Origin of the sequence: Bradyrhizobium diazoefficiens, from assembly GCF_016616235.1 — a bacterium.
Classification (GTDB): domain Bacteria; phylum Pseudomonadota; class Alphaproteobacteria; order Rhizobiales; family Xanthobacteraceae; genus Bradyrhizobium; species Bradyrhizobium diazoefficiens_H.
This window is the reverse complement of the sequence record NZ_CP067100.1, coordinates 1,616,743-1,641,652: the sequence shown is the minus strand read 5'-3', so window position 1 is coordinate 1,641,652 and position 24,910 is coordinate 1,616,743. Positions and strand designations below refer to the sequence as shown.

Annotated in this window: 24 protein-coding genes; 8 read left to right on the top strand and 16 right to left on the bottom strand. The window is 63.2% G+C overall.

From position 1 onward, the window contains the following. Positions 1–6: 6 nt before the first annotated feature. From JJB99_RS07790 to JJB99_RS07755, 8 genes are all read right to left on the bottom strand, one after another. Positions 7–639, bottom strand: a complete 633-nt coding sequence (locus JJB99_RS07790; RefSeq protein WP_200498222.1) for an ImmA/IrrE family metallo-endopeptidase — start codon at positions 637–639, stop codon at positions 7–9. Positions 640–714: 75 nt separating this feature from the next. Then, a complete protein-coding gene (locus tag JJB99_RS07785) occupies positions 715–1,032 on the bottom strand; it encodes a helix-turn-helix domain-containing protein (protein WP_210347641.1) in 318 nt (105 codons plus the stop codon). A gap of 1,162 nt (positions 1,033–2,194) precedes the next feature. Next, on the bottom strand, positions 2,195–2,392 hold the full coding sequence (locus JJB99_RS07780; RefSeq protein ID WP_200498220.1) for a hypothetical protein: 198 nt from the start codon (positions 2,390–2,392) through the stop codon (positions 2,195–2,197). Between the two features lie 757 nt (positions 2,393–3,149). After that, positions 3,150–4,481: a tyrosine-type recombinase/integrase gene (locus JJB99_RS07775; RefSeq protein ID WP_200498219.1), complete on the bottom strand. Its 1,332-nt coding sequence runs from the start codon at positions 4,479–4,481 to the stop codon at positions 3,150–3,152. 509 nt (positions 4,482–4,990) lie between these two features. Then, a complete protein-coding gene (locus JJB99_RS07770) occupies positions 4,991–5,281 on the bottom strand; it encodes a hypothetical protein (RefSeq protein WP_200498218.1) in 291 nt (96 codons plus the stop codon). An 80-nt stretch (positions 5,282–5,361) separates the two neighbouring features. Further along, positions 5,362–5,844 (bottom strand): transcription elongation factor GreA, encoded by a 483-nt coding sequence (gene greA / locus JJB99_RS07765; protein WP_200498217.1) that lies wholly within the window; start codon positions 5,842–5,844, stop codon positions 5,362–5,364. Positions 5,845–5,909: 65 nt separating this feature from the next. After that, positions 5,910–6,383 carry a hypothetical protein gene (locus tag JJB99_RS07760; RefSeq protein ID WP_200498216.1) on the bottom strand — a complete coding sequence of 158 codons (474 nt, stop codon included), beginning with the start codon at positions 6,381–6,383 and terminating at the stop codon, positions 5,910–5,912. 181 nt (positions 6,384–6,564) lie between these two features. After that, the gene (locus JJB99_RS07755) at positions 6,565–6,921 is read right to left on the bottom strand and encodes a hypothetical protein (protein ID WP_200498215.1); all 357 of its coding nucleotides are present in this window, start codon (positions 6,919–6,921) and stop codon (positions 6,565–6,567) included. 501 nt (positions 6,922–7,422) lie between these two features. Between JJB99_RS07755 and JJB99_RS07750 the strand changes: the two genes are divergently transcribed. After that, on the top strand, positions 7,423–8,958 hold the full coding sequence (locus JJB99_RS07750; RefSeq protein WP_200498214.1) for a peroxidase family protein: 1,536 nt from the start codon (positions 7,423–7,425) through the stop codon (positions 8,956–8,958). 261 nt (positions 8,959–9,219) lie between these two features. Here JJB99_RS07750 and JJB99_RS07745 read toward each other — a convergent pair whose 3' ends face one another. The 3 genes from JJB99_RS07745 to JJB99_RS07735 form a co-directional block, all read right to left on the bottom strand. After that, on the bottom strand, positions 9,220–9,552 hold the full coding sequence (locus JJB99_RS07745) for a hypothetical protein (RefSeq protein WP_200500470.1): 333 nt from the start codon (positions 9,550–9,552) through the stop codon (positions 9,220–9,222). Positions 9,553–9,766: 214 nt separating this feature from the next. Continuing rightward, on the bottom strand, positions 9,767–10,285 hold the full coding sequence (locus tag JJB99_RS07740; RefSeq protein WP_200498213.1) for a hypothetical protein: 519 nt from the start codon (positions 10,283–10,285) through the stop codon (positions 9,767–9,769). Between the two features lie 267 nt (positions 10,286–10,552). After that, positions 10,553–12,100, bottom strand: coding sequence for an acetolactate synthase large subunit (locus tag JJB99_RS07735; RefSeq protein ID WP_200498212.1), 1,548 nt, complete (start codon positions 12,098–12,100; stop codon positions 10,553–10,555). A gap of 363 nt (positions 12,101–12,463) precedes the next feature. Between JJB99_RS07735 and JJB99_RS07730 the strand changes: the two genes are divergently transcribed. The 3 genes from JJB99_RS07730 (at position 12,464) to JJB99_RS07720 (ending at position 15,326) form a co-directional block, all read left to right on the top strand. After that, positions 12,464–13,042 carry a L,D-transpeptidase gene (locus tag JJB99_RS07730; protein WP_200498211.1) on the top strand — a complete coding sequence of 193 codons (579 nt, stop codon included), beginning with the start codon at positions 12,464–12,466 and terminating at the stop codon, positions 13,040–13,042. Positions 13,043–13,262: 220 nt separating this feature from the next. After that, complete coding sequence (locus JJB99_RS07725) at positions 13,263–14,276, top strand: IS5 family transposase (RefSeq protein WP_200496530.1); 1,014 nt, start codon at positions 13,263–13,265, stop codon at positions 14,274–14,276. A 234-nt stretch (positions 14,277–14,510) separates the two neighbouring features. Next, entirely contained in the window at positions 14,511–15,326 is an 816-nt protein-coding gene (locus JJB99_RS07720) for a DUF2927 domain-containing protein (protein ID WP_200498210.1), read from the top strand. 219 nt (positions 15,327–15,545) lie between these two features. Here the strand turns inward: JJB99_RS07720 and JJB99_RS07715 are convergent, their stop codons facing one another. Further along, complete coding sequence (locus tag JJB99_RS07715; RefSeq protein WP_200493737.1) at positions 15,546–16,700, bottom strand: IS481 family transposase; 1,155 nt, start codon at positions 16,698–16,700, stop codon at positions 15,546–15,548. 150 nt (positions 16,701–16,850) lie between these two features. Next, entirely contained in the window at positions 16,851–17,978 is a 1,128-nt protein-coding gene (locus JJB99_RS07710) for a threonine synthase (RefSeq protein WP_200498209.1), read from the bottom strand. A 311-nt stretch (positions 17,979–18,289) separates the two neighbouring features. Here JJB99_RS07710 and JJB99_RS07705 point away from each other — a divergent pair, with 311 nt between their 5' ends. The 4 genes from JJB99_RS07705 to JJB99_RS07690 all read left to right on the top strand — a co-directional run bounded on the left by JJB99_RS07705 (position 18,290) and on the right by JJB99_RS07690 (position 21,808). Continuing rightward, positions 18,290–19,546 carry a GTP cyclohydrolase II gene (locus JJB99_RS07705; RefSeq protein WP_200498208.1) on the top strand — a complete coding sequence of 419 codons (1,257 nt, stop codon included), beginning with the start codon at positions 18,290–18,292 and terminating at the stop codon, positions 19,544–19,546. A gap of 6 nt (positions 19,547–19,552) precedes the next feature. Beyond that, the gene (locus tag JJB99_RS07700) at positions 19,553–20,791 is read left to right on the top strand and encodes a URC4/urg3 family protein (protein ID WP_200498207.1); all 1,239 of its coding nucleotides are present in this window, start codon (positions 19,553–19,555) and stop codon (positions 20,789–20,791) included. Between the two features lie 36 nt (positions 20,792–20,827). Then, on the top strand, positions 20,828–21,457 hold the full coding sequence (gene upp / locus JJB99_RS07695; RefSeq protein WP_200498206.1) for a uracil phosphoribosyltransferase: 630 nt from the start codon (positions 20,828–20,830) through the stop codon (positions 21,455–21,457). Positions 21,458–21,595: 138 nt separating this feature from the next. Continuing rightward, on the top strand, positions 21,596–21,808 hold the full coding sequence (locus JJB99_RS07690; protein ID WP_200498205.1) for a hypothetical protein: 213 nt from the start codon (positions 21,596–21,598) through the stop codon (positions 21,806–21,808). A 14-nt stretch (positions 21,809–21,822) separates the two neighbouring features. Here JJB99_RS07690 and JJB99_RS07685 read toward each other — a convergent pair whose 3' ends face one another. The 3 genes from JJB99_RS07685 to JJB99_RS07675 form a co-directional block, all read right to left on the bottom strand. After that, positions 21,823–22,314, bottom strand: coding sequence for a DUF305 domain-containing protein (locus tag JJB99_RS07685; protein ID WP_200498204.1), 492 nt, complete (start codon positions 22,312–22,314; stop codon positions 21,823–21,825). A gap of 66 nt (positions 22,315–22,380) precedes the next feature. Continuing rightward, on the bottom strand, positions 22,381–23,490 hold the full coding sequence (locus tag JJB99_RS07680) for a M48 family metallopeptidase (protein ID WP_200498203.1): 1,110 nt from the start codon (positions 23,488–23,490) through the stop codon (positions 22,381–22,383). A gap of 3 nt (positions 23,491–23,493) precedes the next feature. Continuing rightward, positions 23,494–24,648, bottom strand: coding sequence for a YjgN family protein (locus JJB99_RS07675; protein WP_433995773.1), 1,155 nt, complete (start codon positions 24,646–24,648; stop codon positions 23,494–23,496). Positions 24,649–24,910 lie beyond the last annotated feature (262 nt).

Below are 24,910 nucleotides of genomic sequence, written 5' to 3'. Positions count from 1 at the left end.
TTGATTTCAGGAGAAAAGGTTGCCCGTCGCGAGTTCTTGACCAAGGAAGCCAAGAATCTTCAGTCGCACGGTGGCCGCTTCGCGCGACACGGAAAAGCCATTCACGACCGCGCCGATAAGCGCTAGGCCGTTCTCACTCGTCGGCAGCGAGGGCCCGTAAATGTTGCGCTCCCGCTGGATTTCACCAACAATCTTCTGGACGTAGGTCTTCGGCATGAGGGCGGCGCCGGATACATATCCGGCCTGCCACTCCATCCAGTCTGTCTTGCTCGCGGAAATCATCGTGTCCCGCTTGCAATAGATGGCATTGGGCTTCCGATTGCCGTCTACCGGTAGCCGGCGCTGCTCCAGTGCGAAAAGGTAGGCGTGCAGGATAACGTGTCCGTATTCATGGGTGAGGGTGGTGCGCAGCCGGTTCTCGACCCTGTGAACATCATTGGAGATCAACACCTTCGGCTTCCCCGTGCGGGCGAATTCCGTCACGCCCTCCACGCCGGTGCCGTATATCGTCAGGTCAGCGTACTGGTCGAGATCTGCCACATCGCGTTCGATCAGGGTGGTAATATCGTCGGTCGAGATGGGAAATTCGACCTTGCCGTGCTTGCTCCGCAAATGTTCCGCCACGATCTTCTCAAACATGGAATCAAGCTCGGCAGGCTCGTAGTGTGGCCTTTCCCGAAACCCATGCATCGTGTCGCGAACGTACCTCAAGAGCTATCCTTTCAAGTGCCTCCGAAACGCAACGAACGCTTGGTTGACCTGGTCGGGAGTGGACTTTCTTATGAGCTTCCGGTCTTGCTCGGGGAGCATTCCAATCAGTCCGTACAAAGCCAGCGGATCTATTTTCAGAACCTTTGCAAACTCACTTACCAGATGATCCGATGAAGGATTCCTTCGATCGTGTTCAATATCATTCAGATACTGGGGAGTTATAGCTTCGCCGTCTTCCTTAACGACCTTTGCCGCCAGCTCCTTTTGACTCATGGCCCTCTGCTTGCGTGCTGAAGCGATTGCGCGTCCGAAGGACGACATATCTAGACTCATATTCTTTCTCTGGCTCTGGCCTCTTGTATTTTATAACAGCATATCAGCTAATTAGCTGAGTGTCATCATGAAATGAGGAGCGGCTCAACTCCGCTGACTAAGCCAAAGCCCCACATCGTCGCCTATGTGGGGCAAATAGCATTGCACGTTGCGAGTCATTAGCTCTCAACGGGCTTCGACCATTTCCGAGTCTTGGAAAATGGTTTCCCTCACCGCGGCAGCGTGCCTAGCCGCTGCTCTGGGAAGAATCGCACAAAGCTATTTGCGAGACCGGCGGGAAACGCCGACCGTGGATCCGCTCAGGCGCTCCCACCTTGCGCTCCCGGATGACAAGCCGGCCGCTGACGGATAAGGCGATCAGTTCAACGTTGAACCCTTGCCATCGTCATGAGGCCAGGCCGCACCGAGTTTGGTCCAGAACGCACCTTCACCTTCGCCGGTGACAACCAACATTTCGTGGGTAGCGCATTACGAACCGGATGGGGACACGCCGCCGCGATCAGCCAGTACGTTGGTGTAGGGAATTCGCTTGCCTTCGGTCGCCGGAACTGACTTGCGTTGTCGCGTTATCACCGCACCGCATCCCCCGTTGCCATGCTAGCTATATGGTAGCTAGCCGACTTTGGCTTCGAGCGCTTGCTAGAGTAAGTTATTGATTTTGATGGTACAGTTGGGTGGGCTCGAGCCACCGACCTCCTGTTCCACAGAACAAAGGTCAAGATACAACCGCACCAGTGTCGCACCAGAAACAGCGCGAACAAAACGCAACGAAGACGATTGAAACGCAACGAAAGTGCAGCAAAATCAAGAAGTCCATCGATATTCTGCCGCTCATAACCGCCTGATCGATGGTTTGAGGCCTGCCGGGCATGTCGGGAAATCGCCCCAGTTGATTTTTGACCGGCCTCCTGACCTTGCGGCTGGAGGCGCCTCGCAGGCCTGAACGGCTCGTGATAGCTCGCCACTCGATGGGCTTGTTTTCTGCTCAGCGTTCCAGGTGCTTCTAGTCAACCGCTAACTGCGGTTGCCCAGCTGAAGTCATAGTGAGCGCTCAACAACTTTCATTGCGACAACAGCGACGAGAACGCAGATGATTTGCAGCAATGTTCTGGTCGAGAACACTCTATTGAAGAGCCTCATGACACCGCCTCTAGCGCTGGTGACCGAGCCCGATTCCGAGCTTGAGTGCCTTTTGGCGGAGTGAGCCTTCGGAGCGCTTTGTGAGCTTCGCGATTTTTGCAACCGGCGTCTTCTCTTTCGAATGAGCGCGCAGCTCTTTCACGTCGGCCTTTGTGTATTCGCGACGCATTGCTTTCTTCGTAGCCGTCTTGTTTGCCTTCTTCGCCACTTTTAGCTCCTCGATTCGAGAGTGGCGTACTAGCACAGCCGCGTTGAGGCGCAACTCTCCATCGGCTGACTCTATGTGTTAGTACATCCGTGAACTCTCTCGACGGCAGTATTGCGGGGATTTGCGCAACTATTGAATTGTTTTAGCAATTGCTGGTGGGCCAATTCGAACTTGAAGTAATCTGACCGATGTAGGGGCAGACTGGGCGACCTGCCAAGAATACCGCGGGGGGCACAATGCGCCATGGCGTGCTCTCGGCTGCCTAATGTGCAACGCTTGATGCCGCCCGCCCTACATCTGCCTGGTAGGGTGAGCGACACTTCGCATCGTTCGTCCTATTCGTACGCCACGGCATCCAGCAGCCGCACCGGCGCCCTAGATTTCTTTTTTGCTGGCAAGATTTGCGATCCTATTACCCAGGCCGGTCGAGGTTCGGTGGGAGACATGGACGGCAAGGACGAGAGAACTCGGATCGAGGCGTTAGGGTCGCCAGATCGCACGGAAACGCCCCGGCCCACGAAGCGCGGTCGCAAGAACCGTGGCATGCCGCCGCCCGCGCCGTTCGATATCGATACTCTGCCGGGGAGCTCTAATTTGACGGCGTTGGAGGCAGCTGCCGTTCTCCGGCGCACGCCCGGCGCGCTGGAGCAGTGGCGGAGGCATCCGAACCACCCGCTGAAATGGCGTTACGTCGATGGCCGGCCGCTCTATCGTGTCGACGCAGTGCGCGACTATCTGGCCCAGCGCAATAGAACCACTAAGACGCCTCAGCCGCATAATGCTCACGGAGACGGCCGAGGAGCTCGGCCTTGATCGGGTCAAGCGGGTTCGTCCGCTGCAAGCGCACGATTTTGCCGACCCGTTTGGCGCCAACCAACTCCGCAATGTAGTCGTGAGCCGCTTCGAACGCCATCTTGCGGATGATCCACTGTTCGTCGTGATTGTATACCTGATCGATTCCGCTTGGCTTTTGCCCAACACACAGCCGCTGGATTTCGTTGTCGTAGCCACAGCGTGACATGATGGTGCGCAGGCTGCGCCTTAGATCATGCATGGTGAACTTGGCGACGCTCGCTTCCTTGACCAGGCGGTTGACCATCTTGGTGAACCCGGACATCTGGCCGCCGGTCTTCGGTGACGGGAAGACATAGTCGGAGGTTGCCCGCTGGAAATGTTTCGCGGCCGCGAGCACCTCGTCAACTAGGTGAGTGCGCGGTACATCGTGGTGCAAGCCCATCTTGGTCCACGCCGCATCGAAGGTGATACGCTCGTCCATGATGTGCTTTCGCCACTCGATCATGGTAGGCTCGCTGCGGCGCGGGCCACCAAGCAGGCACATGCGTGCCAGAAGACCGAAAGCCCCGAGCTTGCCGCATGCATCCCAAACCTTGATGATTTCCTCATCGGTCAGCGCGCGACCCTTCGTTCGGCGTCCGATCCTTTGCGCGCGGGTTTCCTTGGGCGCGCGATAACCAGCGAGCACGTTGTGCTCGACGTAACCTTCGCCGACGCACCATTCGAGGAAGGTATGCACGTGCTTGCGCAAGTCCCTAGCTGCACCGCGCTTGCCGGTCTTGGCAATCTTGTCGACCGCAGCCATGATCTGCCGTCGCGTCAGGTCCCCCACACCGCTTTCGGCGTTATCCTTGAGCCCGCGCCGCAGCGCCGACATTGCTGGCTTCCAGTTTACAACTTGACGTTCGGTCAGGGACGTCTGGTATGGACCATCTTCAACAATGAGGGTCGCGAGCGTGGTGCGCTGCTTCTCGGCTGCCTGTTGCCGCCTCGCCTCCCGCTTCGCGTCGTTCGGGTCCAAGCCCTTGACGACCTCGCCTGCGGCGATGGTGGCGGCCTTGCGCGCGGCCTTTTCATTATATTTGGGCCACGCACCGAGAGTCTTGCGCTGGGTCCCCCTCACCCCCGGCTTGGTGAAGAGGAAGACCCAGGTCCGGCCGCCGGTGGCGCGCATGCGCAAGGCGAGGCCGGGCAGCTTGTCGTCGTGGAGATAATGCTGCGCCTTACCCGGCGGCAGCGTTGCGTTGCGGATCACCGCATCAGTGAGTGTCAGCTGGTTGGCTGGCGCCGTCATGATTTCTTGCCTCTCTCTGTGTGGCCCGGTGTGCCCCGCAAGAGGGGCGGTCAGCCCTCGAACAGACCGGGTCTCAGACCTCCCCCGTTTTTTGTGCCCCAAGGGAAAATCCGCGACGGGCACAACGGGGGCATACAAAATGTAGTAAGGCCACCTATGGGCTCCTATGGTCCAACATGGCCACAACACATTCAAGTAAAAAGAGTTTTTACACCTCAACTATGGCCGGATTTGGTTGGCTCGGGTCTACGGATTGTGGTTCACACGGGAGAGGTCCAAGGTTCGATCCCTTGTGCGCCCACCATCCATCCTCCTGAACCCTGCCGGTTGCGGATCGTCATCGCGGCCTTACGGCGTTCGAGACCCGTCTCAATCAAAAATTTCGAAAACAACCCCATGCACAGTAGCCGACCTCAGTCGGATCAATGGGTTGCGTATTTTCCGAAATCGCGTTGACCCGTCGGGCAAAACAGGAGCATGATGGCAGCATCCGGAAGAGGATCAGGCGACTATTCTTTTTTGCTGGTCCGTCTACGTAACCGTCGCTCAATGACTTCTCCCAGCGGGCGATCAGGCGATTTTCGAAATGCCTCAAGCTTCTTCATCCAGCCTTTGCGCAGTGCTTGCGACTGCGCTTCGTCGGCCACTTCATCTACAACGGCCCCCTGCGCGGGAATGAGAGCTTGTCGCACGGAGCGACGCTCGTCTTGATGCGAGATCTGCTTGCTGTGCGGAATATTCTTTCGGCTGCTTTTCTGATTTTCCCCATAAGTGTTGCGTCGGTCGTGTTCATAACTCAATCGCTTCTTTTCTTGGGGAATTTTGATCTTGCTCGCAGATTGCCTCCCAAATCCGCACCCCTTCGCCTCGCCCTGTGCCCTTACGCTATCGCCAAAATCTCGATCTCTTGGCTCCCCGCACCGACGACATCGCCGACCGCCTTCCCCATCACCGACTTCGCAACCGGCGATACGAACGAGATCGATCCAGCTTTCGGATCGGCTTCGTCCTCGCCGACGATACGATAGGTTTGCACGCGGCCGTCGGGGCGGCTGAAGGTCACCGTGCTGCCGAAGGCGACGATGTCGGTCGAGGCCGGAGCGGGGACCAGTTGCGCCGTGCGCAGTCGCTCGGTGAGATAGCGAACGTCCCGCAGGGGGACCGCGGACTGCCGGCGCTTTTCGTTGACGTCCTCGATGGCTTGCGCGGCTTCATAGGCCGCGCGCGCGTCCTGAAGCTGCGTCTGCAATGCCTGCAAGCCCGCTTCCGTCACGAGGTTTGGATGCGGCGAGATCGGACGATCCGGCAGCAGCGTCTCGGACGCGGTCTCGGCGCTTTCTTCCTTGGTAAAGGCGACGCTCAATTCGAAGATCCTGTCGAACGTGTCTGGCGATCGCGGCGCGTTGGCGCCGCGGGCGATTTGCCTGACTATATCTCAAGTTCGACGAAACGGCGGAGCTTGAAGACGAGGTCCGGCACGGCCTGGCGGAACCGGGTCGCGTTCTGGAAGCTGGTCGAGAACGGCGCGAAGGTGATCATCGCGTTCCAGTGCCTGTAACCGTAGACCGTGACCGAGGCGCCGGTCGCGGGAAAGTCCTCCAGCTTGCGCAGCTCGCCGAGCACGAGATCGGCGATCGCTTCCGCAGGCAGCAACTGCTTGCCGTCCGCTGTCCTCGCGATCTTCGCCGGCGGCTCGACCGGCTTCGGCGCGGCCGGCGCAGATGCGGTCTCTGGCTTGGCCGCCTCCGCATCGAGGATGGGCACGGCGGCCGGCTCGAATCCATTTATTGGTGCCGTCGGCGGCGTCTCGATGAGCGGCGGTGCAACATTGTCTGCGCGCCTGTTGCCGCCGAGGATGCTGCTGATCATGGCCACAAGGCCAGCATCCTTCTCGTCGCTCATTCCGTCGCGTCCCCCCCACGTCACTTCCCACGGCTCTAGCCTACTCTAGCACCGCTCGCGCCGGCCGCCACCGGGCATGTGCGGCCGGATTTTGCATGGCCAGCCCTGTCTTTCGAAGGACAAATCCATCGACAGCACTTGCGGCGCAACGGCCGATCGCGTCGCGCCGCCGTGCGATCCGCTACTGCTTATCGAACGGAATATATTGTTGGTACTGCTTGGGCACCGAGCTGCGGTAGCGCGCAGGCACCGTGCCGGTATCGACGGAATGGTCGATCTCCTGCTGCCGCGTCATCTTCTTCTTCGCCGGCTTCTTCGACGCGCTCTTCTTGGAGTCGGATGACTGGCTGGACGCGTCGGTTGCGCTCGGCGTCAACGTTGTCGCCGCGGGCGCTGTCGTCGTCGCAGCCGGCGCGGTGGTTGTTGCCGCAGGCGCGGCGGTTCCGCCGGCAGCCGGCGTGCCCTGCGCCAGAGCGAGCGGCGTTTGCGCAAGAAGCGCCAGCGCTGCTGTCGCAGCCAGTAAATATGACCTTTGCATCAAAACCTCCAAATTGCCTGACCCGAATGAAGCCAAGCGTAGGCCTGCCGGATCGACGCGTGCAAGCCTGTTGACGATAGGCCGGCCCAGGCCCGCCAACTGTGGCCGAGATCACATTGCTCAGCGCGACTTGCCTCATCATCGCATGCGTTCTCGCAGCAGCGCGACTCCTGACAGCATTGCGCGCTGCACGCATATGCGCGCCGCGCCACAATCTTCAAATGCGATCCGCTTCGCCGACACGCGGGCGAGCCGGCACTGCGCCAGCTGCTTGCGCCTGTCGATGACGAGAATGTTATCCGTCATCGCTCAGGGAAGAATTTGCAAAGCACACCCACAGCTTGCTCGCAATGCTCTGCTCCGGAGCAGCATCGATATCGCGAACTGTGTGAAGCGACCGCTTGTGGCCCGAGAATCCCTGATCTAGCTTCGCCTGCATATTCCACGGCCAACAACTTGAGCTTTATTCGTTGTCGCGACTTTTTCAGGGAGGAATTTGAAATGAGCAGCCGCCACGCAATTGTTCCGCGCGGATTGAACGCAACCCGTTCGCCGCTTTCGCAAGGCCGGTTCGGCCGCATGTTCCGCAACCTCAGCCCGGCCAAATTCGGCGCCAACGACGCCGACAATGTCGGCAACCTGTCGGCGCTCGCCGACAGGATGATCGGCAGCTTCGATGCGCCGAAAAACGGGCCGGACGCCGAAGAGAGCGGCATTCCCGCGCTCTACACCTATTTCGGCCAGTTCATCGACCACGACATCACCTTCGATCCGGTCAGCTCGCTAACCAAGCAGCAGGATCCTGACGGGCTTGTCGACTTCCGCACGCCGTCGCTCGATCTGGACAATCTCTATGGCCGCGGTCCGAACGACCAGCCCTACATGTATGACGGCATCAAGTTCCTGCTCGGCGAGAAGCTGACCGGCGCCGGCGTATCCGATGCCAGCGACTTGCCGCGCTTCAAGGGCCGCGCGCTGATCGGCGATCCCCGCAACGACGAGAACAGCATCGTCTCGCAGTTTCAGGCCCTGATGCTGCGCTTTCACAACCGCATGGTCGACGACAATGACAGCCTGTCGTTCGAGGAGGTGCAGCAGCGCGTCCGCTTCCACTATCAATACGTCGTGCTGAACGACTTCCTGCCGCGCATCGTCCACGCCGACGTTCTGAACGGGCTGAAGACCGCGGGCCACTATGACCGCAGCAAGCTCGCCTACTACCACTGGCACACTTATCCGTTCATGCCGGTCGAGTTCTCGGTCGCCGCCTACCGGCTCGGGCATTCCATGATCCGCCCGGGCTACCGGCTCAACAACGCCGACAACATGCTGCTCCAGATCTTCCCCGACCCCAACAATCCCGACACGAACGCGCTGACCGGCTTCCGCGCCATGGGCCCGGGACGCGCCATCGACTGGGGCCGCTTCATCGACATCGACAAACGCGCCTTCGGCGACGAGAACGACGACACCAATCCCGACAACAAGCGGCGGCTTCAGTTCGCCTATCGCATCGACACGTCGCTGGTCGATCCGCTGCGCAAGCTGCCGCCGGAGGTCGCGTCCAATCCGGCCTCGCTGGCGCTGCGCAATCTCGAGCGCGGCTGGCGGCTCGGCCTCCCCTCCGGCCAGGCCGTCGCCAGGGCAATGCACCTGACGCCGCTGAACGACGATCAGATCATCATCGGCAGGGCCGTTGACGAGCCCGGCGCGGGTGATCCGCAAACCAAGATCGCAACCATCGCGAACGGCGTGTTTGCCGGCAATTGCCCGCTCTGGACCTATATCCTGGCCGAAGCACGGCAGTTCCAGACCGCCGTCACGATTCCCGTCACCGGCGGGCCCGGCACCGTCAACACGCCGCAACTCGGCCCCGTCGGCGGCCGCATCGTCGCCGAGGTCTTCCTCGGCATGCTGTTCGGCGACAATTCGTCCGTGCTGTCGCTCGACCCGCAATGGACGCCGGTGACCGGCTCCGGCTTCGCACTTAAGGACCTCGTCGCCTACGCGCTCGGCCAGGGCGATCCGCTGCACTGAACTTGCGACGGACGATGAAAAGCCGCTCGCGTCACGCGAGCGGCCTTTCACGCTCAAGTCGCGTCGACATCATGTCGGCCTTTTTCACGGGAATGGAGATCTCCTTCACAGGAACGGACATCTCCGGGGCAACACCCCGCGGCGTAAATCAAGAAACCCGCTTGGGCTGCTCGCGGGTTTCAGTTCTTGTGGCGCTGGCTGCCACGGGCGGTTTTGATTGTGCCTCGGAACTGCGAAACGCCTTGCCGTCTTCGAAGTTCGCTACTTCTTCGGCGCAGAGCCGTCCTTTAGAGAAGCATTGTAATCGGCCTGCGAACTGTTGATGTTTGACTGATTGCCGGACGTACTGCTTCCGGTTGTCGTTCCGACCGTGCTGGTTGTCTCTCCCGGTGCATGAGAAGCCGCGCCAGGCCTATCCTGATTGGCAACATAGCCGGATTCGCCGGAATTGCGGGTCTTTATGCCCTTATCGGCTTCAGTTTGCACGTTTTGGTCCACACCGGCCTGAGACGTCGCGCCCGTTTGCTGCTGGGCGGCAGCAGGTATCGATATCAGTGGAAGTATGGCAAGCACTGCCACAGAAAGCGCTCGCATGGCTGTTCTCCATCTAAACCCTGCCACCTGCATCAACGTGCGCATCTCCGAACATTTCCACCAAGCTGCTGAAAACTTGTGACTGCAACGTTGACACATTTCACGCAGAAACCAACAGGACGGAACGTCATCACGTGTCGTTCGTCTTCCGCAGCCACGATCCATAACCGATGCCAATAGCCCTCGATGTTTTGGCCCGGGGGAAGCACACCCCCTAAGGCGCGGCTCCAAGACCATTCTCCACAAGCCGCGCCGCGAACCAGCGCGAAAGCGGCTCGTCGACGTGACCGCTGACATAGACCTCCGACATCGTCACATGCTGCTTGTCCAGCACCAGCAGCGCGCCGATCCAATAGGCGAACCAGACATGCGCATCGGTCAGCGCCCTCAGCTTGTGCTGGTCGTGCTCCAGCGGGGTGTGGTTGCTCGCCTTGCGGATCTCCACAGTGAGCAGATTGTTCGGGATCTCGCGCTGATGCACCACGACATCGGGATAGATCGACTTGCCCAGATGATCGTCGGTCGAGATGATGGTGCCGTGCGGCAGATGCAGCGTGCGCTCGCCGAGCCGGTCGTAGTTGCAGTCGACCGCCCAGCCGGAAAATTGCTTCTCCAGATGCACGGCGAAGCGATGCGTGATCGCACGCTCGCCGATGTCCTTCTCGAACAAAAATGCTTCCTGCGCGTAGAAGTCCCGGAGCGCCGCGATCACCTTGTTCAGCTCGGTCTGCATCGTGCCTCCGGGCCCATTTCGACCTTGTGCGTTTCGTCCGGTCTCTTGCTCCCTCTCCCCGTTCTTACGGGGAGAGGATTGGGGTGAGGGCCGTCTCCGCAAACTCGATTGAATGATAGGTCGAACGCTTGCGGCGTGCGAGTCGGACAGACTATTGCCCGGGTTCGCAGCCCGCCTTGCCCCTCACCCGGATCGCTCAGGCGCGCAATTGCGCGCCATAGCGATCCGACCTCTCCCCGCAGAAGGGCGGGGAGAGGTAAAGACATCCTACATCTGCACTTCGATCAGCCGCGGCCCCGGCTCGGCGACGGCTTCGGCCAGCGCCTTGTTGAACTCGTCGGCATTGGTGACGGCGCGGCCGGGCACGCCCATGCCCTTGGCCAAGGCGACGAAATCCAGCGTCGGGCGGTCGAGGCGGAGCATGTCGTTGGCGCGCTGGCCGGGTTCGCCTGCGCCGACATTGTCGAACTCGCCGCGCAGGATCTGGTAGATGCGGTTGGCGAACACGATGGTGACGATGTCGAGGTTCTCGCGCGCCTGCGTCCACAGCGACTGGATCGTGTACATCGCGCTGCCGTCGCCGACCATGGTGATGACCTTGCGGTCCGGACAGGCGATCGCCGCGCCGATCGACAGCGGCGTCGAGAAGCCGATCGAGCCGCCCATGTTCTGGAGCCAGTCGTGCGGCGCGGCCGCCGCCGTCGGCGGGAAGAAGCCGCGGCCGGTGGTGAGCGACTCATCCACCATGATCGCGTTCTCGGGGATGGCGCAGGCGATCGCCTGCGCGATCGAGGCGAAGGTCAGCGCGCCGGTCGGCTTGACCAGCTCGGCCAATGCCTGCGGCTTGACGTCCTTGGGGCTGGCCTTCACGGCGCCGGCGAGCGCTTCGAGCGCTGCGACCGAATTCTCGCCCCAGGAGGTCATGCGATGCACCTCGCAGCCCTCGGGCTTGAGCATGCTCGGCTTGTTCGGATAGGCGAAGAACGCGACGGGATCGTCGGACTCGACCAGCACGATGTGGCGGAACTTCGCCAGCATCGGCAGCGCGTTCTCGATCACGTAGTGGATGCGGTCGATCGAGAAGCGGCCGCGGCCGCGCGCCATCTTCGGACGGAAGGTCGGCCCCATCACGGTGCAGCCGGTCTTGCCGGCGATGCGCTCAGCCAGCGCCAAGCCCTTTTCGCTCAGCGCGCTGCCGGTCATCAGCAAGAGCGTGCCCTCGCCCTCAGTGTGAAGGATTCTTGCGGCCTGCTCGACCGCCTGCGGCGAATAGCTCGCGCGCTGCTGCTCGGCCGGCACCTCGGCGATGCCGTCGGCCTCGTTCCAGGCGGTGTCGGCGGGCAGGATCAGGGTCGCGATCTGCGGCGGCGCGCTTTTCGCCGCCGCAATCGCGGCGGCGCCGTCAGCGGCGACCGATTTGGAATCAGGGGAGGTGCGGACCCAGGACGACATCGGCCGGGCCAGGCCCTCGATATCGGAGGTCAGCGGCGCGTTGTAGCCGATGTGGTAGACCGCATGCTGGCCGACGATGTTGACGATGCCGGAATTGGCCTTCTTGGCATTGTGCAGATTGGCAAGGCCGTTGGCGAGGCCCGGGCCGAGATGCAAGAGCGTCGAGGCCGGTGTTCCCTTCATGCGGAAATAGCCGTCGGCGGCGCCCGTCACCACGCCTTCGAACAGGCCGAGCACGCAGCGCATGCCGGGAACGCGGTCGAGCGCCGCGACAAAATGCATCTCGGAGGTGCCGGGGTTGGTGAAGCAGACGTCGACCCCGCCCTTGACCATCGTCCGCACCAGGCTTTCCGCACCGTTCATCCGTCAGCTCCTGCAACCGGCTGGGTTCAAATATCCTTCCGACCAATCATTGTTCGCGCGTCCCGTCAAAGCAATAGCCGGCATCGCGGCCCTGCCCCGCATGACGACGCGCTCGCTTGGCTAATGCCCCGTTCCGATGGGATCGGAACGGGGCATCAGATTCTTGTTTTGACGCGTTTTCTTTATGCGAACCGGCATCCACTTCGCTTGAAAACGCTCTAACCGCTTTCCGGCAAATTGGCGCGGTTGCCGATTTGGTAACGCCAATCGTTAAGCATGGCGCCCTCACGGGGCCGTGGCTTGCGAAAAGCCCGCAAATATGGCCTCTGGCCTTCGTTGAATCGATTTTTGCTGGGGGAGACAATGATCCGGTTTTTTGCCGCGCCGATTGCCGCCATCGCACTGCTCTCGGTCCTGGCGGGCAGCGCACGCGCCGAATTTTTCGATTCGCGCGACGTCATGGGGGGCGGGCCGAACTTCTTCCAGGGCGGCTCCAGCCCGATTCCCCGCACCACCGTCATCTATAACGGCAATTACGCCCCCGGCACGATCGTGGTGAACACGGCCGAGCGGCGGCTCTATCTGGTGCTCCAGAACGGCCAGGCGCTGCGCTACGGCATCGGCGTCGGCCGCGACGGCTTCCGCTGGGGCGGAGTGCACAGGATCACCGCCAAGAAGGAATGGCCGGACTGGACGCCGCCCTCGCAGATGCTGGCCCGCCGGCCCGACCTGCCGCGCCACATGAAGGGCGGCATCGAAAACCCGCTCGGCGCCCGCGCGATGTATCTGGGATCGACGCTGTACCGCATCCACGGCTCGAACGAGCCGGAGACGATCGGCCAGGCGGTCTCCTCCGGCTGCTTCCGCATGACCAATGACGACGTCACCGACCTCTACAGCCGCGTCTCGGTCGGCACCCCCGTGGTGGTGCTGAACAACTAGGGCCACACCGATGGTGCGCTCCCTCCCCCCGCGCGTGCGGGGGAGGTCGGGGAGAGGGTATCTCCGCAACGGGACAATCCCCCAGAGGAAAGAACCCTCACCCGCCGCGCGGGACGATGCTTCGCATCGCCCGGCCACGGCAACCTCTCCCGCAAGCGAGAGCTTTGCATAAAGGGCGAATCTGCGATTCTCTAGGGCCGAAGTTCGGAGGGGGCTCGGAATGGCATATCGACAGGTTGGGCAACCGGGCTTCGCGGATGCGCTGGTATCGCGGCGAGGAAAAGGAAGCCCGGTGCTGAGGCGGATTTCCGAGCTGGTCGACTGGGCGGCTGTGGAGCGCGTGCTGCGCGGCCTTCCGGAGCCGGAGCGTGGCTCGCCGCCCTATCCGCGGCTGGTCATGTTCAAGGCGCTGCTGCTGCAGCAATGGTATGGGCTGTCCGATCCGGAACTCGAAGAAGCACTCGATGACCGCGCCTCGTTCCGCGATTTCTGCGGCTTTGTGCTGAGCGACGAGACACCCGACCATACGACGATCTGGCGCTTCCGTGAGACTTTGCAGCAGGCCGGTCTGGACGAGAAGCTGTTCGCCGAGATCCTGCATCAGATCGACGCGCGCGGGCTGGTGCTGCGCCGGGGCACGTTGATCGACGCGAGCCTGATCCCGGCGGCGGTGAAGCCGCCGAAGCCGCCAGAGGATCCGCAACCGCCCGGCCCGGACGGTCTGGCGCCGAGCAAACTGGTCAACAGCAAGCGCGATCCTGACGCGCGCTGGACCAAGAAGGGCGGCAAACGATACTTCGGCTACAAGGCACATGTGGGCATCGACCAGGGCTCGGCGATCATCCGCCGCAGCAAGCTGACCGATGCTGCGGTCAACGACACGGTGCCCGCCGACGAGTTGATCTGCGGTGATGAGAAGGCGGTGTATGCCGACCAGGCCTATGACAAGCACGAGCGCCGCAGCGGCCTTCGTGCGCGAGGCATCAAGCCGCGGCTGATGTTCCGCCCCAACAAGCATCATCCGCTGACCGAGCGGCAGAAGCGCTTCAACGACGCTGTGGGAAAGCGGCGCGCGCCGGTCGAGCAGGTCTTCGCCCGCCTCAAGGGCGGCTACCGCTGGGCGCGCGCCCGCTATCTGGGCCTGGCGCGCAACCAGACCCATCTGCGCCTGATCTGCCTCGCCATGAATCTCAAACGATGGGCGGTGCTGTCTGCTGTGGGAGCTGCAGCATGACCGTCGTCGCCCGAAGCCATCCGTCGCCACCAAAACGCAACCGTTCCATGCCGTGCGCCGTCAGACGCTGCGCAAAAAAAGCCCGGCAGCGGGAACTACCTCCGCACATCCAATTAAGCAAAGCTCTCGCAAGCGGGAGAGGTTGAGCGGAGCGCGACGTACTACGGGAACCCGCCCAACGCGTGAATTTGCGGACTTGTGCGCGCGAGGCGAATACGGCAGCGTTGCGCGACGATGAGCGCATTCAACCAGCCCTCGGCTGCCTTCCGCCTCGCCCTGCTGGCGCTCGCAGTGCTCACCTATGTTGCTGACATCGCCCCCATCGCGGCCGCCGGCGAACTGCCGGCGATCGCCGCGCGCCAGCGCAGCGAGAAGAAGAGCTTCACCGACGGCGAGATCGTCGAGGGTTTCCTGAAGACGGCGTTCGGCGCCGAATACCACCTCGCCGGCCGCGTCGACCGCATCCGCAAGTTCGATGGGCCGGTGCGGGTCTACGCCGAGAGCGACCGCGCCGACCGCAAGACGCAGCTCGCCAAAGTCGTCGCCGACATCGGCGCACGCGTGCAGCATCTCGACATCGCCATGACCGGCACCAGCGAGGCGGCGAATGTGCGGGTGAAGCTCGTGCGCGACCGCGATTTCTTCCGGACTCTCACCAGCTTCTACGGCGCCGAGAAGGCGCGCGAGATTCGCGCCTCGCTCGATCCGCAATGCCTGTCCGGCTTCCGCAAGAACGACAATTTCGAGATCGAGCATTCCGACGTCATCCTCACCGTCGACAACGGCGATTTCACCTTCCTCGACTGCGCCTATGAGGAGCTGCTGCAATCGCTCGGGCCGATCAACGACACCACGAGCGTGCCCTGGACCATGTTCAACGACAACGTCTCGATGGGATATTTCGATGTCTACGACCAGTACATCCTCAATCTGCTCTACGATCCCCGCATCAAGGCCGGCATGACCGTGCCGGAGGTCAAGGCCGTGCTGCCGCAAGTGCTCGCGGACGTCCGGGCCTGGGTGAAGCAGGTGAATGATCTGAAGGAGTGAGGGGGCTCTTACCCTCCCCTGGAGGGGTCCGGGACGAGCGTAGCTCGCCCGTGGTCGATCGCGTGTAGCGCGAGCGGGGTGGGGTGATCTCTCCGCTCGGGCACCGCATCGGTGGAGGGACTGTCACCCCACCCCGTCTCGCAATCTCGCCTCGCTCGATCGCGATGTCCAGCGGATGGATGGGTAACAAAACAGACCGGATGGATAGGTAACAATCGTTCATGGTTTGGTCGGCTGCGGCGCTGCGCTAGCGCAGCGCCGCAGCCTGCGTGTTTTCTGGTCGATGATGCCGATCGGTATGTGGAAGAAGCGCACTTGCCATTGCCCATCGGCGGCCTCCTCGACGGCAACGGCCTCACCAATGAGAGCGCTGGAGATGTGAATGAGTTCGCCGCGCCACTTGATCTCGCCGTTGGAGCGGACCTGGCGCACCGCGGCTTCGGCTGGATAATCCGGCTCCGGAAGCCGCCTCGGCATCGCACGAGACGAAGGCTGATAGACGCTGGCAGGTGGGCGCTGGCCAAGTGACTCGTGCGGTCGTTCTTCGTTGTAGTCGCGCACGAATGCCGCGAAGCGACGAGCCTGCGCGGCCTGGGTCGGCGGCGGCGGCTGCATGGCCTCCAGAAGCGTGAGGTGAAAACGCTCGTGGCGGCCGTTCTGCTGTGGATGGCCGGGATCAATCCGTTCATGGCGGATGCCAAGCTTGATCCACCATACCGACAGTGCCGTCAGGCCCGTGGTTCCGGTCGAGGCGAACGGCGAGCCGTTGTCGGAGCGGATGATCTGCGGCAAGCCGTACTCGCGAAACGCCCGCTCCAGCAGCGGTTGGCACTCGGCATGTTGCGTGCTGCCCGTCGCCGCCAGGCTAATCAAATAGCGGCTGAAGCCATCGGTCACCGTGAACGGTTCAACGCGAGATCCGTCGCCCAGGCGGATCCAGCCCTTGTGATCGAGCGCCCATACATGGTTGGCATGCTGAGGCACCGTCAGTTGCCCCATGCGCGGCGGCGCACGCCGCCGGGTCCGACGGTTGCTCACCAGTCCCGCCCGTTTGAGAATCCCGCCCGCCGTCGAGGCCGACGGCCAATCGACGTCCCCTTGGCGAGCCTCAAGTTTGCTGACGATCTTGCGCGGTCCCCAGCTCGGCCGCTCAAGCCGCAGCCCCACAATCGCATCCACGATGTGCTGTGGTGTCGCCCGTCCATGAACCCGCGCGGCATGGGAGCGATCCGCCAGCCCGGCAGGTCCTTCCAACCGGTAGCGCTCCAGCCACTTATAACCGGTCTTGCGGCTAATCTCGTAGCGCTCGCAAAGCTCCGTCATCGTCCACAAGCCGGTTCGCTGATCCGAGATGAAGCGAACTCGTTCGTCCATTGTACAGCTCTCCCGCCAAGGCATCGGCTGATCCTCCCAGCCGACAGAGAACTGTCACCCATCCATCCGGTCTACTCTGTTACCTATCTATCCGGTCTGGACAGCGAGCCGACCCTCCCCCTCCAGGGGAGGGTAAGCGCCCGCTGCGCTCTACTCCACGAGATCGGCCACCGTGGTTGCGGCCTTGAGGCCGGTGCCGGTAAGGACCGCAACCGTGGTCTCGCTCGCCTTGATGGCCCCGGCGGCGACGAGTTTCTCCAGCGCCGCGGCTGCGCTGGCGCTGGTCGGCTCGGCGAACAGACCCTGACGCGCGAGGCGGCGGAGGGCAGCGACGATCTCGTCTTCGGTGAGCGCAATGGTGCCGCCGCCGCTCTCGCGCAAGGCGGCGATGATCTCGCGCAGGCGCAGCGGATTCTTGATCGCGGTGCCTTCCGCGATGGTCTTCTTCACCTCGCGCGTAACAGGCGTGTCGACGCCGGCCTGAAAGCTCGCGTCGATCGGCGAGCAGTTGAGCGGCTGCGCCGCGAACAGCCGCGGCAGCTTCGATATCTGGCCGGCCTTCAAGAGCTCGCGGAAACCGAAGGCGCAGCCGAGCAGGCTGCTGCCCGCGCCGACGGGAACGATGACGTTGTCAGGCGCGCGGAAGCCGAGGTCTTCCCAGATCTCATAGGCGAGCGACTTGGTGCCTTCGAGGAAGAACGGCTGCCAGTTGTGGCTGGCGTAAAACGTCTGGCTCGACTGCCTGATAGCCTCGGCCTCCGATTCCTCGCGCGGGCCTTCGACGAGCTGCACGGTCGCGCCGTAAGCGCGCACCTGCGCGATCTTGGCCGGCGACGTCGAGGCGGGCGCGAGAATCTTCACGCGTATGCCGCCGGCAGCACCCAGCCCCGCCATCGACGAGCCGCCATTGCCGGACGAGTCCTCCAGAATGGCGTCAATGCCGATCTGCCGCAGGAACGACAGCATCACCGCCGAGCCGCGGTCCTTGAAGCTGCCGGTCGGATTGAACCATTCGAGCTTGAACAACGGGCGCAGATCGCCCCAATCCTGCTGGACCAGCGGCGTGCAGCCTTCGCCGAGCGTGATCGGCTTTGCGATCTCGACCGGCAGCGCCGCCCGATAGCGCCAGAGCGACCGCGCGCGGCTGTCGATGTCCTCCCGCGATATGCCTGCGCCCGGCGTCACCAGCAGCGGCGTGCGCTCGTCCGAGCACCAGCGCGGCTGGTCGAGCGGGTAAAGCTTTCCATTGCGGGGGTCGATATAGCTGGCGGCGGGCATGGCGTTCTCCAGGGCGATCCGCCCGATATGTCCGAATACGCAGGTTTTATCCAGCCACCTGTTTCGACGGCGTGGACGCCGCCCCTTCAAAAAATCGAACGATTACATAGATATAAGACGCGTTCCGGTGTCGTTCGCCGATCGAGGCGGGCACGCGAACGGTGGCTGCCTGCCGCGCACGATTAACTTGTCTGTCGTGGCTGGCCGCTACAATATGTTGGATTGAGCTTGCGTCGCTGGTCCTCGACCGCCGACGCGACCGAGCCAGGCCCGTCCGAGCGGCGGGCCGTTGGCTTTTTGGGAGTTTGGCCATGAGCCGCGCGAACCGTACCGAGCATATCCGCCTCACCTCCCATCCGGAGCCGGGCAAGAAAGCCGCCTACCCGATCCATTGGGGCGCCGCGGATGCGCGGGCGCGAGGGCCGATCATCGGCACGGTGTCGCGCGCCGGGGACCGCAACGTGATCGGCAGCCACGGCGGCTCCTATGCGATGTACCGCGCGCTCGCAGTCTCCGCCGGCGCGCTCGATCCGATCCGCCGGCCCGATCTCACCAACACCTTTCCGGCCGCGACCATCGGCCCGTTCGAGCAATGGCGCGATCCCGCAAAGATCGTCGCGCTCGATCCATGGGGGCATCTCGTCGCCGAGAATTTCGGCAAGGACATCGCCGAGGGCGTCGATATCCGCCCGAGCATCGCGGTGACGCGGGCCCGGCTCGATTTGCCGGAGATCCGGGAGGCGCTGGCGCAAAAGCGGCTGCGCGCCGACGGTGAGGTCGTGCACGCCAATGGCAGCGTCTCCGTGGTGAAGATCGCGATCGATCCGGTCTGGTACCTGCCGGGCCTTGCGGAGCGCTTTGCCACCAACGAGACCGAGCTGCGCCGCACGCTGTTCGAGCAGACCGCGGGCATGTTCCCGGAGCTGGTGACGCGCCCGGACCTGAAGGTGTTCCTGCCGCCGATCGGCGGCACCACCGTCTACATGTTCGGCGATGTGACAAAGCTGCCGGACCATCGCACCAAGATCACCTGCCGCGTCCATGACGAGTGCAACGGCTCCGACGTGTTCGGCTCCGACATCTGCACCTGCCGTCCCTATCTGATCCACGGTATCGAGGAATCCGCGCGCGGTGCGCAGGAGGGCGGGCTCGGGCTCGTCGTCTACAACCGCAAGGAAGGCCGCGCGCTCGGCGAGGTCACCAAATTCCTGGTCTACAATGCGCGCAAGCGCCAGGAGGACGGCGATGCGGCCGCCGCCTATTTCGAGCGCACCGAATGCGTCGCCGGCGTCCAGGACGCCCGCTTCCAGCAGCTGATGCCGGATACGATCCACTGGCTCGGCCTGAAGCGCATCGACCGCTTCCTGTCGATGAGCGACATGAAGTACGACGCGCTGACCTCGCAGGGCATCGACATCGTCGAGCGCGTGCCGATCCCGCCGGAGCTGATCCCGGCCGACGCCTATGTCGAGATCGCCGCCAAGAAGGCCGCCGGCTATTACTCGACCGACATCGCGCCGGAGAAGGACGTCGACGGCGTGGTCGGGCGTTCGCTGGAAAAATACTGATCGGTGATGGCGGACGCTTTGGACTTGCACGCTCGCTCGCTGCTCACCGCACAGGCGGTGCGCGCACGGGCCGGGCAGATGCTCGAGATCGGCCTTGCCGGCGGCTTGAGCCACTTCACGATCGATCTCGACCGGATGGACGGCGTTGCGGAGGCGGTGCTCGCGGTGACGCGAAAAGCCTATCCGACACTGGAGATTCCATTCCATGCGCGCTGGCGCCACTTCGTGCTTGGCGGCGTCGACCGCTGGGCGCGGCTCGCGGACGCGACACCGTGGCCCGACCGCGCGGCGCGGGCGCGCGCGGAGTTCGACCTTGCCATTGTCAGCGTGCTGCTCGACGCCGGCGCGGGCGCTGCGTGGCGCTATCGTGACGCCCTGACGGGTGAGGCCATCGGCCGGTCGGAGGGGCTCGCGATCGCAAGCCTCGACATGTTCGCCAGCGGTCTGTTCTCGGGCGACGCACATGCGCCGTTCAGGGCGGATGCGAATGTGCTTGCAAAACTGCCGCTCGCCTCCCTCACCTCGGCGTTTCAGGTCAACGATACCAATCGGCTGCTCGGGCTCGAAGGACGTACCGATCTGCTGCGACGTCTGGGCAAGCTGGTTGCGCAGCGCGCGGATATTTTCGGCATGCAGGACACGCCGCGGCCGGGCGGCCTGTTCGACCACATCGCGGCGCAGGCAAATGGCGGCGCTATCGCGGCGCCCGCCATCCTGTCGGCCGTGCTGAACCAGCTCGGGCCGATCTGGCCGTCGCGGCTCGAGCTTGCAGGAATTCCGCTCGGCGATTGCTGGCGGCATCCCGCGATCGAGGCCGACGATGCGACCGCCGGCCTCGTTCCGCTGCACAAGCTGTCGCAATGGCTGAGCTATTCGCTGATCGAGCCGCTGCAGCGCGCCGGATTTGAGGTGACGGACATCGACGGCCTGACCGGGCTTGCCGAGTACCGCAATGGCGGCCTGTTCGTCGATCACGAGGTGCTGCGCCTGCGCGATGCCGCGGATGCCGAACGCGCACATGCGGTCGATTCGCTGCTCGTCGTCGAATGGCGCGCGCTGACTGTCGCGCTGCTGGACCGTGTTGGCGAACTTGTTCGCGCCAAGCTCGGCCGCACGCCTGAGACCTTGCCGCTCGCCAGCATCCTCGAAGGCGGCACCTGGGCCGCGGGCCGCGCCATTGCGTTTGCGCGCCGTCCCGACGGCTCGCCGCCGCTCAAGGTGATCAGCGACGGCACGGTTTTCTAGCGCATTGCGCATTGATCATTTCAGGAGCATCCGATCATGGAAGGCGTCACCATCGTCGATCATCCGCTGGTGCAGCACAAGCTGACGCTGGTGCGGGACAAGTCCATCTCGACCAAATCGTTTCGCGAGCTGATCAAGGAGATCGGCATGCTGCTCTGCTATGAGGTGACGCGCGACCTGCCGCTCACGGACACCGTGATCGAGACGCCGCTCGCAACGATGCATTCGGCCAAAATCGCCGGCAAGAAGCTGGTGTTCGTGCCGATGCTGCGCGCCGGCACCACCTTCGTCGACGGCATGATGGACCTGGTGCCGACCGCGCGCGTCGCCCATATCGGCCTCTACCGCGAGCCGCACAGCTTTGCCGCAGTCGAGTACTTCTTCAAATCGCCGTCCGATCTCGGCGAGCGCCTCGCCATCGTTGTGACGCCTGTCGTCGCCACCGCCAACACCGCCGTCGCCGCCGTGGACCGGTTGAAGGAACGCGGCGCCAGGGACATCCGCCTCGCCTGCCTGATTGCCGCGCCGGAAGGCCTGGAGCGGCTGCGCGGACTGCATCCGGACGTGCCGATCTGGACCGCTGCGGTCGACGAAGGCCTCGACGAGAATGGTTTCATTCTGCCTGGCCTTGGCGACGCCGGCGACCGCGCCTACGGCACGCGCTAAAGCGCGACGAATCGTCGTCGCGCTTTAGGTTGTTGTTTGAGCATGATCTTTTCGGAAAACCGCTGCGCACTTTTCCGGATCATGCTCTAGGAACGCCTTCCATCCTGCGCGGTTCTCCGCTGGATGATGGAGAGCGACATGACCTATCAGGATGACGACCGCAGGGTTGACGGAACCCGCCGCAACAGTCCGATCGGCTGGGCAATCGGCGCGATCTTCGTGATCGCCGTGGTCGCGGCCGTGTTCTTCTACAATGGACGCGAGATTGGTCCGCAGACAACGACCTCGAACCCGAGCACTGCGCCGAACGTCACCACGGGCTCGAATGCGCCGGCCGCGCCGGCGAAGTAACGCGCTCTCGCCGCTCAGGTTGGCGGTCTCGGCGGCAGGTCCTTTGCATCGGCCGGCGCCGGCTTTTGCTTGAGGTCGGCAATCAGACGTTCCATCTCGCCGATTTCCCGCACTTGCGCCTCGATAATGCCGTCAGCCAGCTTGCGCACGCGTGGATCGCGGATGTGCGCGCGCTCGCTCGTCAGCACCGCGATCGAATGATGCGGGATCATCGCTTTCATGTAGGCGACGTCGGACACCGTCTCCTGGCTGCGAACGAGCCAGAGCGAAATTGCGAACACGGCGGCACCCGCTATCAGAATGACCACGTTCGCGGTCCGGTTCCGGTACATGCCCCACATGAAGCCGAGCATCACGATGGCCATGACTGCGCCCATCAGCAGCGCCATCCAGGTCCGGGTCTGGCTGTACCAGACGTGATCCAGGGCGAACGTGTTGAGGTACATCAGGCCGAACATGATCAGCGTGGAAGCCGCGATCATCGCGGCAAAGCGACCATAAGACATGCGATACATCCTGTCGTTGTCAGAGAGGATATGCCTGTCTGGAGCGATTGTTCCGGAGGGAAAAGCTCAGATCTTCCCGCTGCCGCAGATCCCTTTCAGCGCCTGCCATTCCTTGTCCGTCAGGAGCGGCGGGCCGCTGGCGGGGCGGTCCTCCTTCGTCATGCGCGCGAGACGGTCTTCGGTGAGTGGGTGGCTCGCCAAGATCGTAAATCCGCTCCCGCCTTCTTTGCCGGTGATGCGGAACATCAGCTCGGCCGCGGGCTTCGGCGAGCGCCCGAGCTTGTGCATGATCTCGATCGCGAACGTGTCGGCGGCGGTTTCCGCCTCGCGCGAATAGGAGGCTTCGACCACGCTGCGCGAAGCGAAGATCACGGCGGATGAGCCGGTGATGTCGCCGAACAGCAGGCCGATCAGAAACGAGGTGCCGCCATTGTAGATCAGCCCGCGCATGTTGTCGTGATGCTTGAGATGGCCGAGCTCGTGGGCGAGGATGCCGGCGAGTTCATCAGGGTCTTGCGCCTTGTCGAGCAGCCCCCGCAGCACGTACACCTTGCCGCCGGGCAGCGCGAACGCGTTCGGCACCGGAGTCGGCAGCACGCCAGCGGTCATGGCATCGTCGTCGAGGCCCGCGGCATCGCGCAGGCGGTTGACGAGCTTCGTGAACGCGGCCTTGCCCGCGGGGTCTTGGCACACGCTGCGGCCGAAGATGGTCTTGACCTGGACTTCGGAGGCATCGCCGATGCGGCGCTCGATCGGCTTCGGCACCAGCGGCGCGAGACGATCGGCCGCGAGCGGCACGCCGAACAGGACGACGCAGACGATGGAGATGGCGGCCGCCACCGACCAGCCGACGATTTTTGCGATACCGCGGCGCGAGGTCTGGTGCTCGTCGAGGCGCATGCAGCGCGCGGTCACATCGGCGGCCAGCGCGGCATCGCGGATCTCGAGCCGCGCCAGCGGCGGCGCGGTCGTGCAGGCAAGCCGCAGGATGCCCGCCGGACTGTCGGCGCGGCGGATGTCGGCATAGGCCCAGCGAACCGGCGCCCCGCCCTCCTCAGCGATCTCGAGCGCATCCCCGAGCGCCAGCCTCACCTGACGCCGGCGGCTCGACACGCCATCGAAGAAGATGGTCGGCTTGGCCGACTGCGCCGGCGCCTCGGTGGACAACTCACTCACAGCTCAGAATCCCGCGACATCGAGCCCATCGGCAAAACCTTCGCCGAGCGCGCTGGCAAGCTCGCCGCTGCCACGCACGTCCGCCGCGGCTCCGATGTTGTGCACCTCGACGGTCTCCAGCACCCTGGCCCAGATGTCGCGCTGCAGATAGACCCGCATGACGATGTTGAGCGCAAGGGCGAGGGCGAAATAGCCGACGACCATCATCACCAGCATGGGGATGCTCTTCGCGTGAGCATTGGGACCCAATAGCTGCTGGACCGGAAGGCCACTCAGCTTGACAGCGAGAGCGGTGGCCCCGCCGATATAGAAGCCGAAGATGGTGCTCAGCAGCAGCGACCAGCCGGTCACCTTCCAATAGAGGCCGTAGAACGCGTTGTGCGGGAGGTCCGAGGACAGGCTGACGCCGCCGATGCGGATGCCGTCGAGCCACCAGCGCCATTCGCGCGCCTTGAACTCGGCGTAGAAGAACGGGGCGAGCGGGAAGACGACGAGCGCGACCGGGCTGAGCAGCCACAGCCACCAGCCGCGCTTGAAGAAGGTCCAGCCGTCGCTTTCGAAGTCACCACGCAGATCGCCATAATAGGTGTGCCGCATCTTGTAGCGTTCGAGCGAAGCCTCGCGCCAGGGCAGCGCCAGGCCGAGCGTGAGGAACACCAGCAGGCCCCAGGCCATGGCACGGAATGAATAAGCCCAGCCCGAGCCGTCCATCCAGAATCGCACGCCGCGCCAGACCGTGCGGGTCAGCCGGTAGCGCCGCGCGCGAAAGATCGCGAACTGGCCGAAGGCGTAGAAGCTGATGAACAGCGGCGTCGAGGCAAAGCCCTGCCAGCGCTCGAACTCGATACCGACGAGGAAATAGGCAAGGTAGATCGGCATCAGGATCGCGAGTGCGAACAGGAAGCCGATCAAAAGCTCCTTGCCGCGGCCGGTGTATTCGGCGGCATCGCCGTCGATCGCGGTGTTCGACCACAGATGGCGGCGGATGTCGGTGACCAGCCAGAACCGGTAGAAGCCGAAGGTGACGAGCTCCAGCATGGCACCTTTGGTGACCATTTTCCGGAACACGGAGCGGTCGCCGGTGAAATCGACCTGCGTCGACGGCAGTGGCGGCGGCAGGGGTTCGGAGCCGATGGGGGCCCATTGCATGTCGTTCACGGCGGCAACCTCGGGGTGCGGACCTGTCAGGGGCAAACTATAGATCAAGGATTGGTCGATCCCCAAGATGGGCAGGTTCGATTTGCCTCGATTGTGGTCGATTTCTCGCAGGATTCTCCGGCCAACGGCGTGCGGCAGATCACGTTGACACATCCACGTGACGTCCGCCCGATTCCGCTCGCAAAGGTTGGATGTGGCAAAACTCGCCCTTGCTCCGGCGCAGACAACCGGCTGTAATTGCAAATCAAATACCGCAGCGCAG

What these genes read in the sequence shown, in the direction of transcription:
- JJB99_RS07790 (WP_200498222.1), bottom strand. Translation starts at nt 639, where the DNA reads ATGTTTGAGAAGATCGTGGCGGAACATTTGCGGAGCAAGCACGGCAAG.
- JJB99_RS07785 (WP_210347641.1), bottom strand. Translation starts at nt 1,032, where the DNA reads ATGTCGTCCTTCGGACGCGCAATCGCTTCAGCACGCAAGCAGAGGGCC.
- JJB99_RS07775 (WP_200498219.1), bottom strand. Translation starts at nt 4,481, where the DNA reads ATGACGGCGCCAGCCAACCAGCTGACACTCACTGATGCGGTGATCCGC.
- JJB99_RS07760 (WP_200498216.1), bottom strand. Translation starts at nt 6,383, where the DNA reads ATGAGCGACGAGAAGGATGCTGGCCTTGTGGCCATGATCAGCAGCATC.
- JJB99_RS07755 (WP_200498215.1), bottom strand. Translation starts at nt 6,921, where the DNA reads ATGCAAAGGTCATATTTACTGGCTGCGACAGCAGCGCTGGCGCTTCTT.
- JJB99_RS07750 (WP_200498214.1), top strand. Translation starts at nt 7,423, where the DNA reads ATGAGCAGCCGCCACGCAATTGTTCCGCGCGGATTGAACGCAACCCGT.
- JJB99_RS07745 (WP_200500470.1), bottom strand. Translation starts at nt 9,552, where the DNA reads ATGCGAGCGCTTTCTGTGGCAGTGCTTGCCATACTTCCACTGATATCG.
- JJB99_RS07740 (WP_200498213.1), bottom strand. Translation starts at nt 10,285, where the DNA reads ATGCAGACCGAGCTGAACAAGGTGATCGCGGCGCTCCGGGACTTCTAC.
- JJB99_RS07735 (WP_200498212.1), bottom strand. Translation starts at nt 12,100, where the DNA reads ATGAACGGTGCGGAAAGCCTGGTGCGGACGATGGTCAAGGGCGGGGTC.
- JJB99_RS07730 (WP_200498211.1), top strand. Translation starts at nt 12,464, where the DNA reads ATGATCCGGTTTTTTGCCGCGCCGATTGCCGCCATCGCACTGCTCTCG.
- JJB99_RS07725 (WP_200496530.1), top strand. Translation starts at nt 13,263, where the DNA reads ATGGCATATCGACAGGTTGGGCAACCGGGCTTCGCGGATGCGCTGGTA.
- JJB99_RS07720 (WP_200498210.1), top strand. Translation starts at nt 14,511, where the DNA reads ATGAGCGCATTCAACCAGCCCTCGGCTGCCTTCCGCCTCGCCCTGCTG.
- JJB99_RS07715 (WP_200493737.1), bottom strand. Translation starts at nt 16,700, where the DNA reads ATGGACGAACGAGTTCGCTTCATCTCGGATCAGCGAACCGGCTTGTGG.
- JJB99_RS07710 (WP_200498209.1), bottom strand. Translation starts at nt 17,978, where the DNA reads ATGCCCGCCGCCAGCTATATCGACCCCCGCAATGGAAAGCTTTACCCG.
- JJB99_RS07705 (WP_200498208.1), top strand. Translation starts at nt 18,290, where the DNA reads ATGAGCCGCGCGAACCGTACCGAGCATATCCGCCTCACCTCCCATCCG.
- JJB99_RS07700 (WP_200498207.1), top strand. Translation starts at nt 19,553, where the DNA reads ATGGCGGACGCTTTGGACTTGCACGCTCGCTCGCTGCTCACCGCACAG.
- upp (WP_200498206.1), top strand. Translation starts at nt 20,828, where the DNA reads ATGGAAGGCGTCACCATCGTCGATCATCCGCTGGTGCAGCACAAGCTG.
- JJB99_RS07690 (WP_200498205.1), top strand. Translation starts at nt 21,596, where the DNA reads ATGACCTATCAGGATGACGACCGCAGGGTTGACGGAACCCGCCGCAAC.
- JJB99_RS07685 (WP_200498204.1), bottom strand. Translation starts at nt 22,314, where the DNA reads ATGTCTTATGGTCGCTTTGCCGCGATGATCGCGGCTTCCACGCTGATC.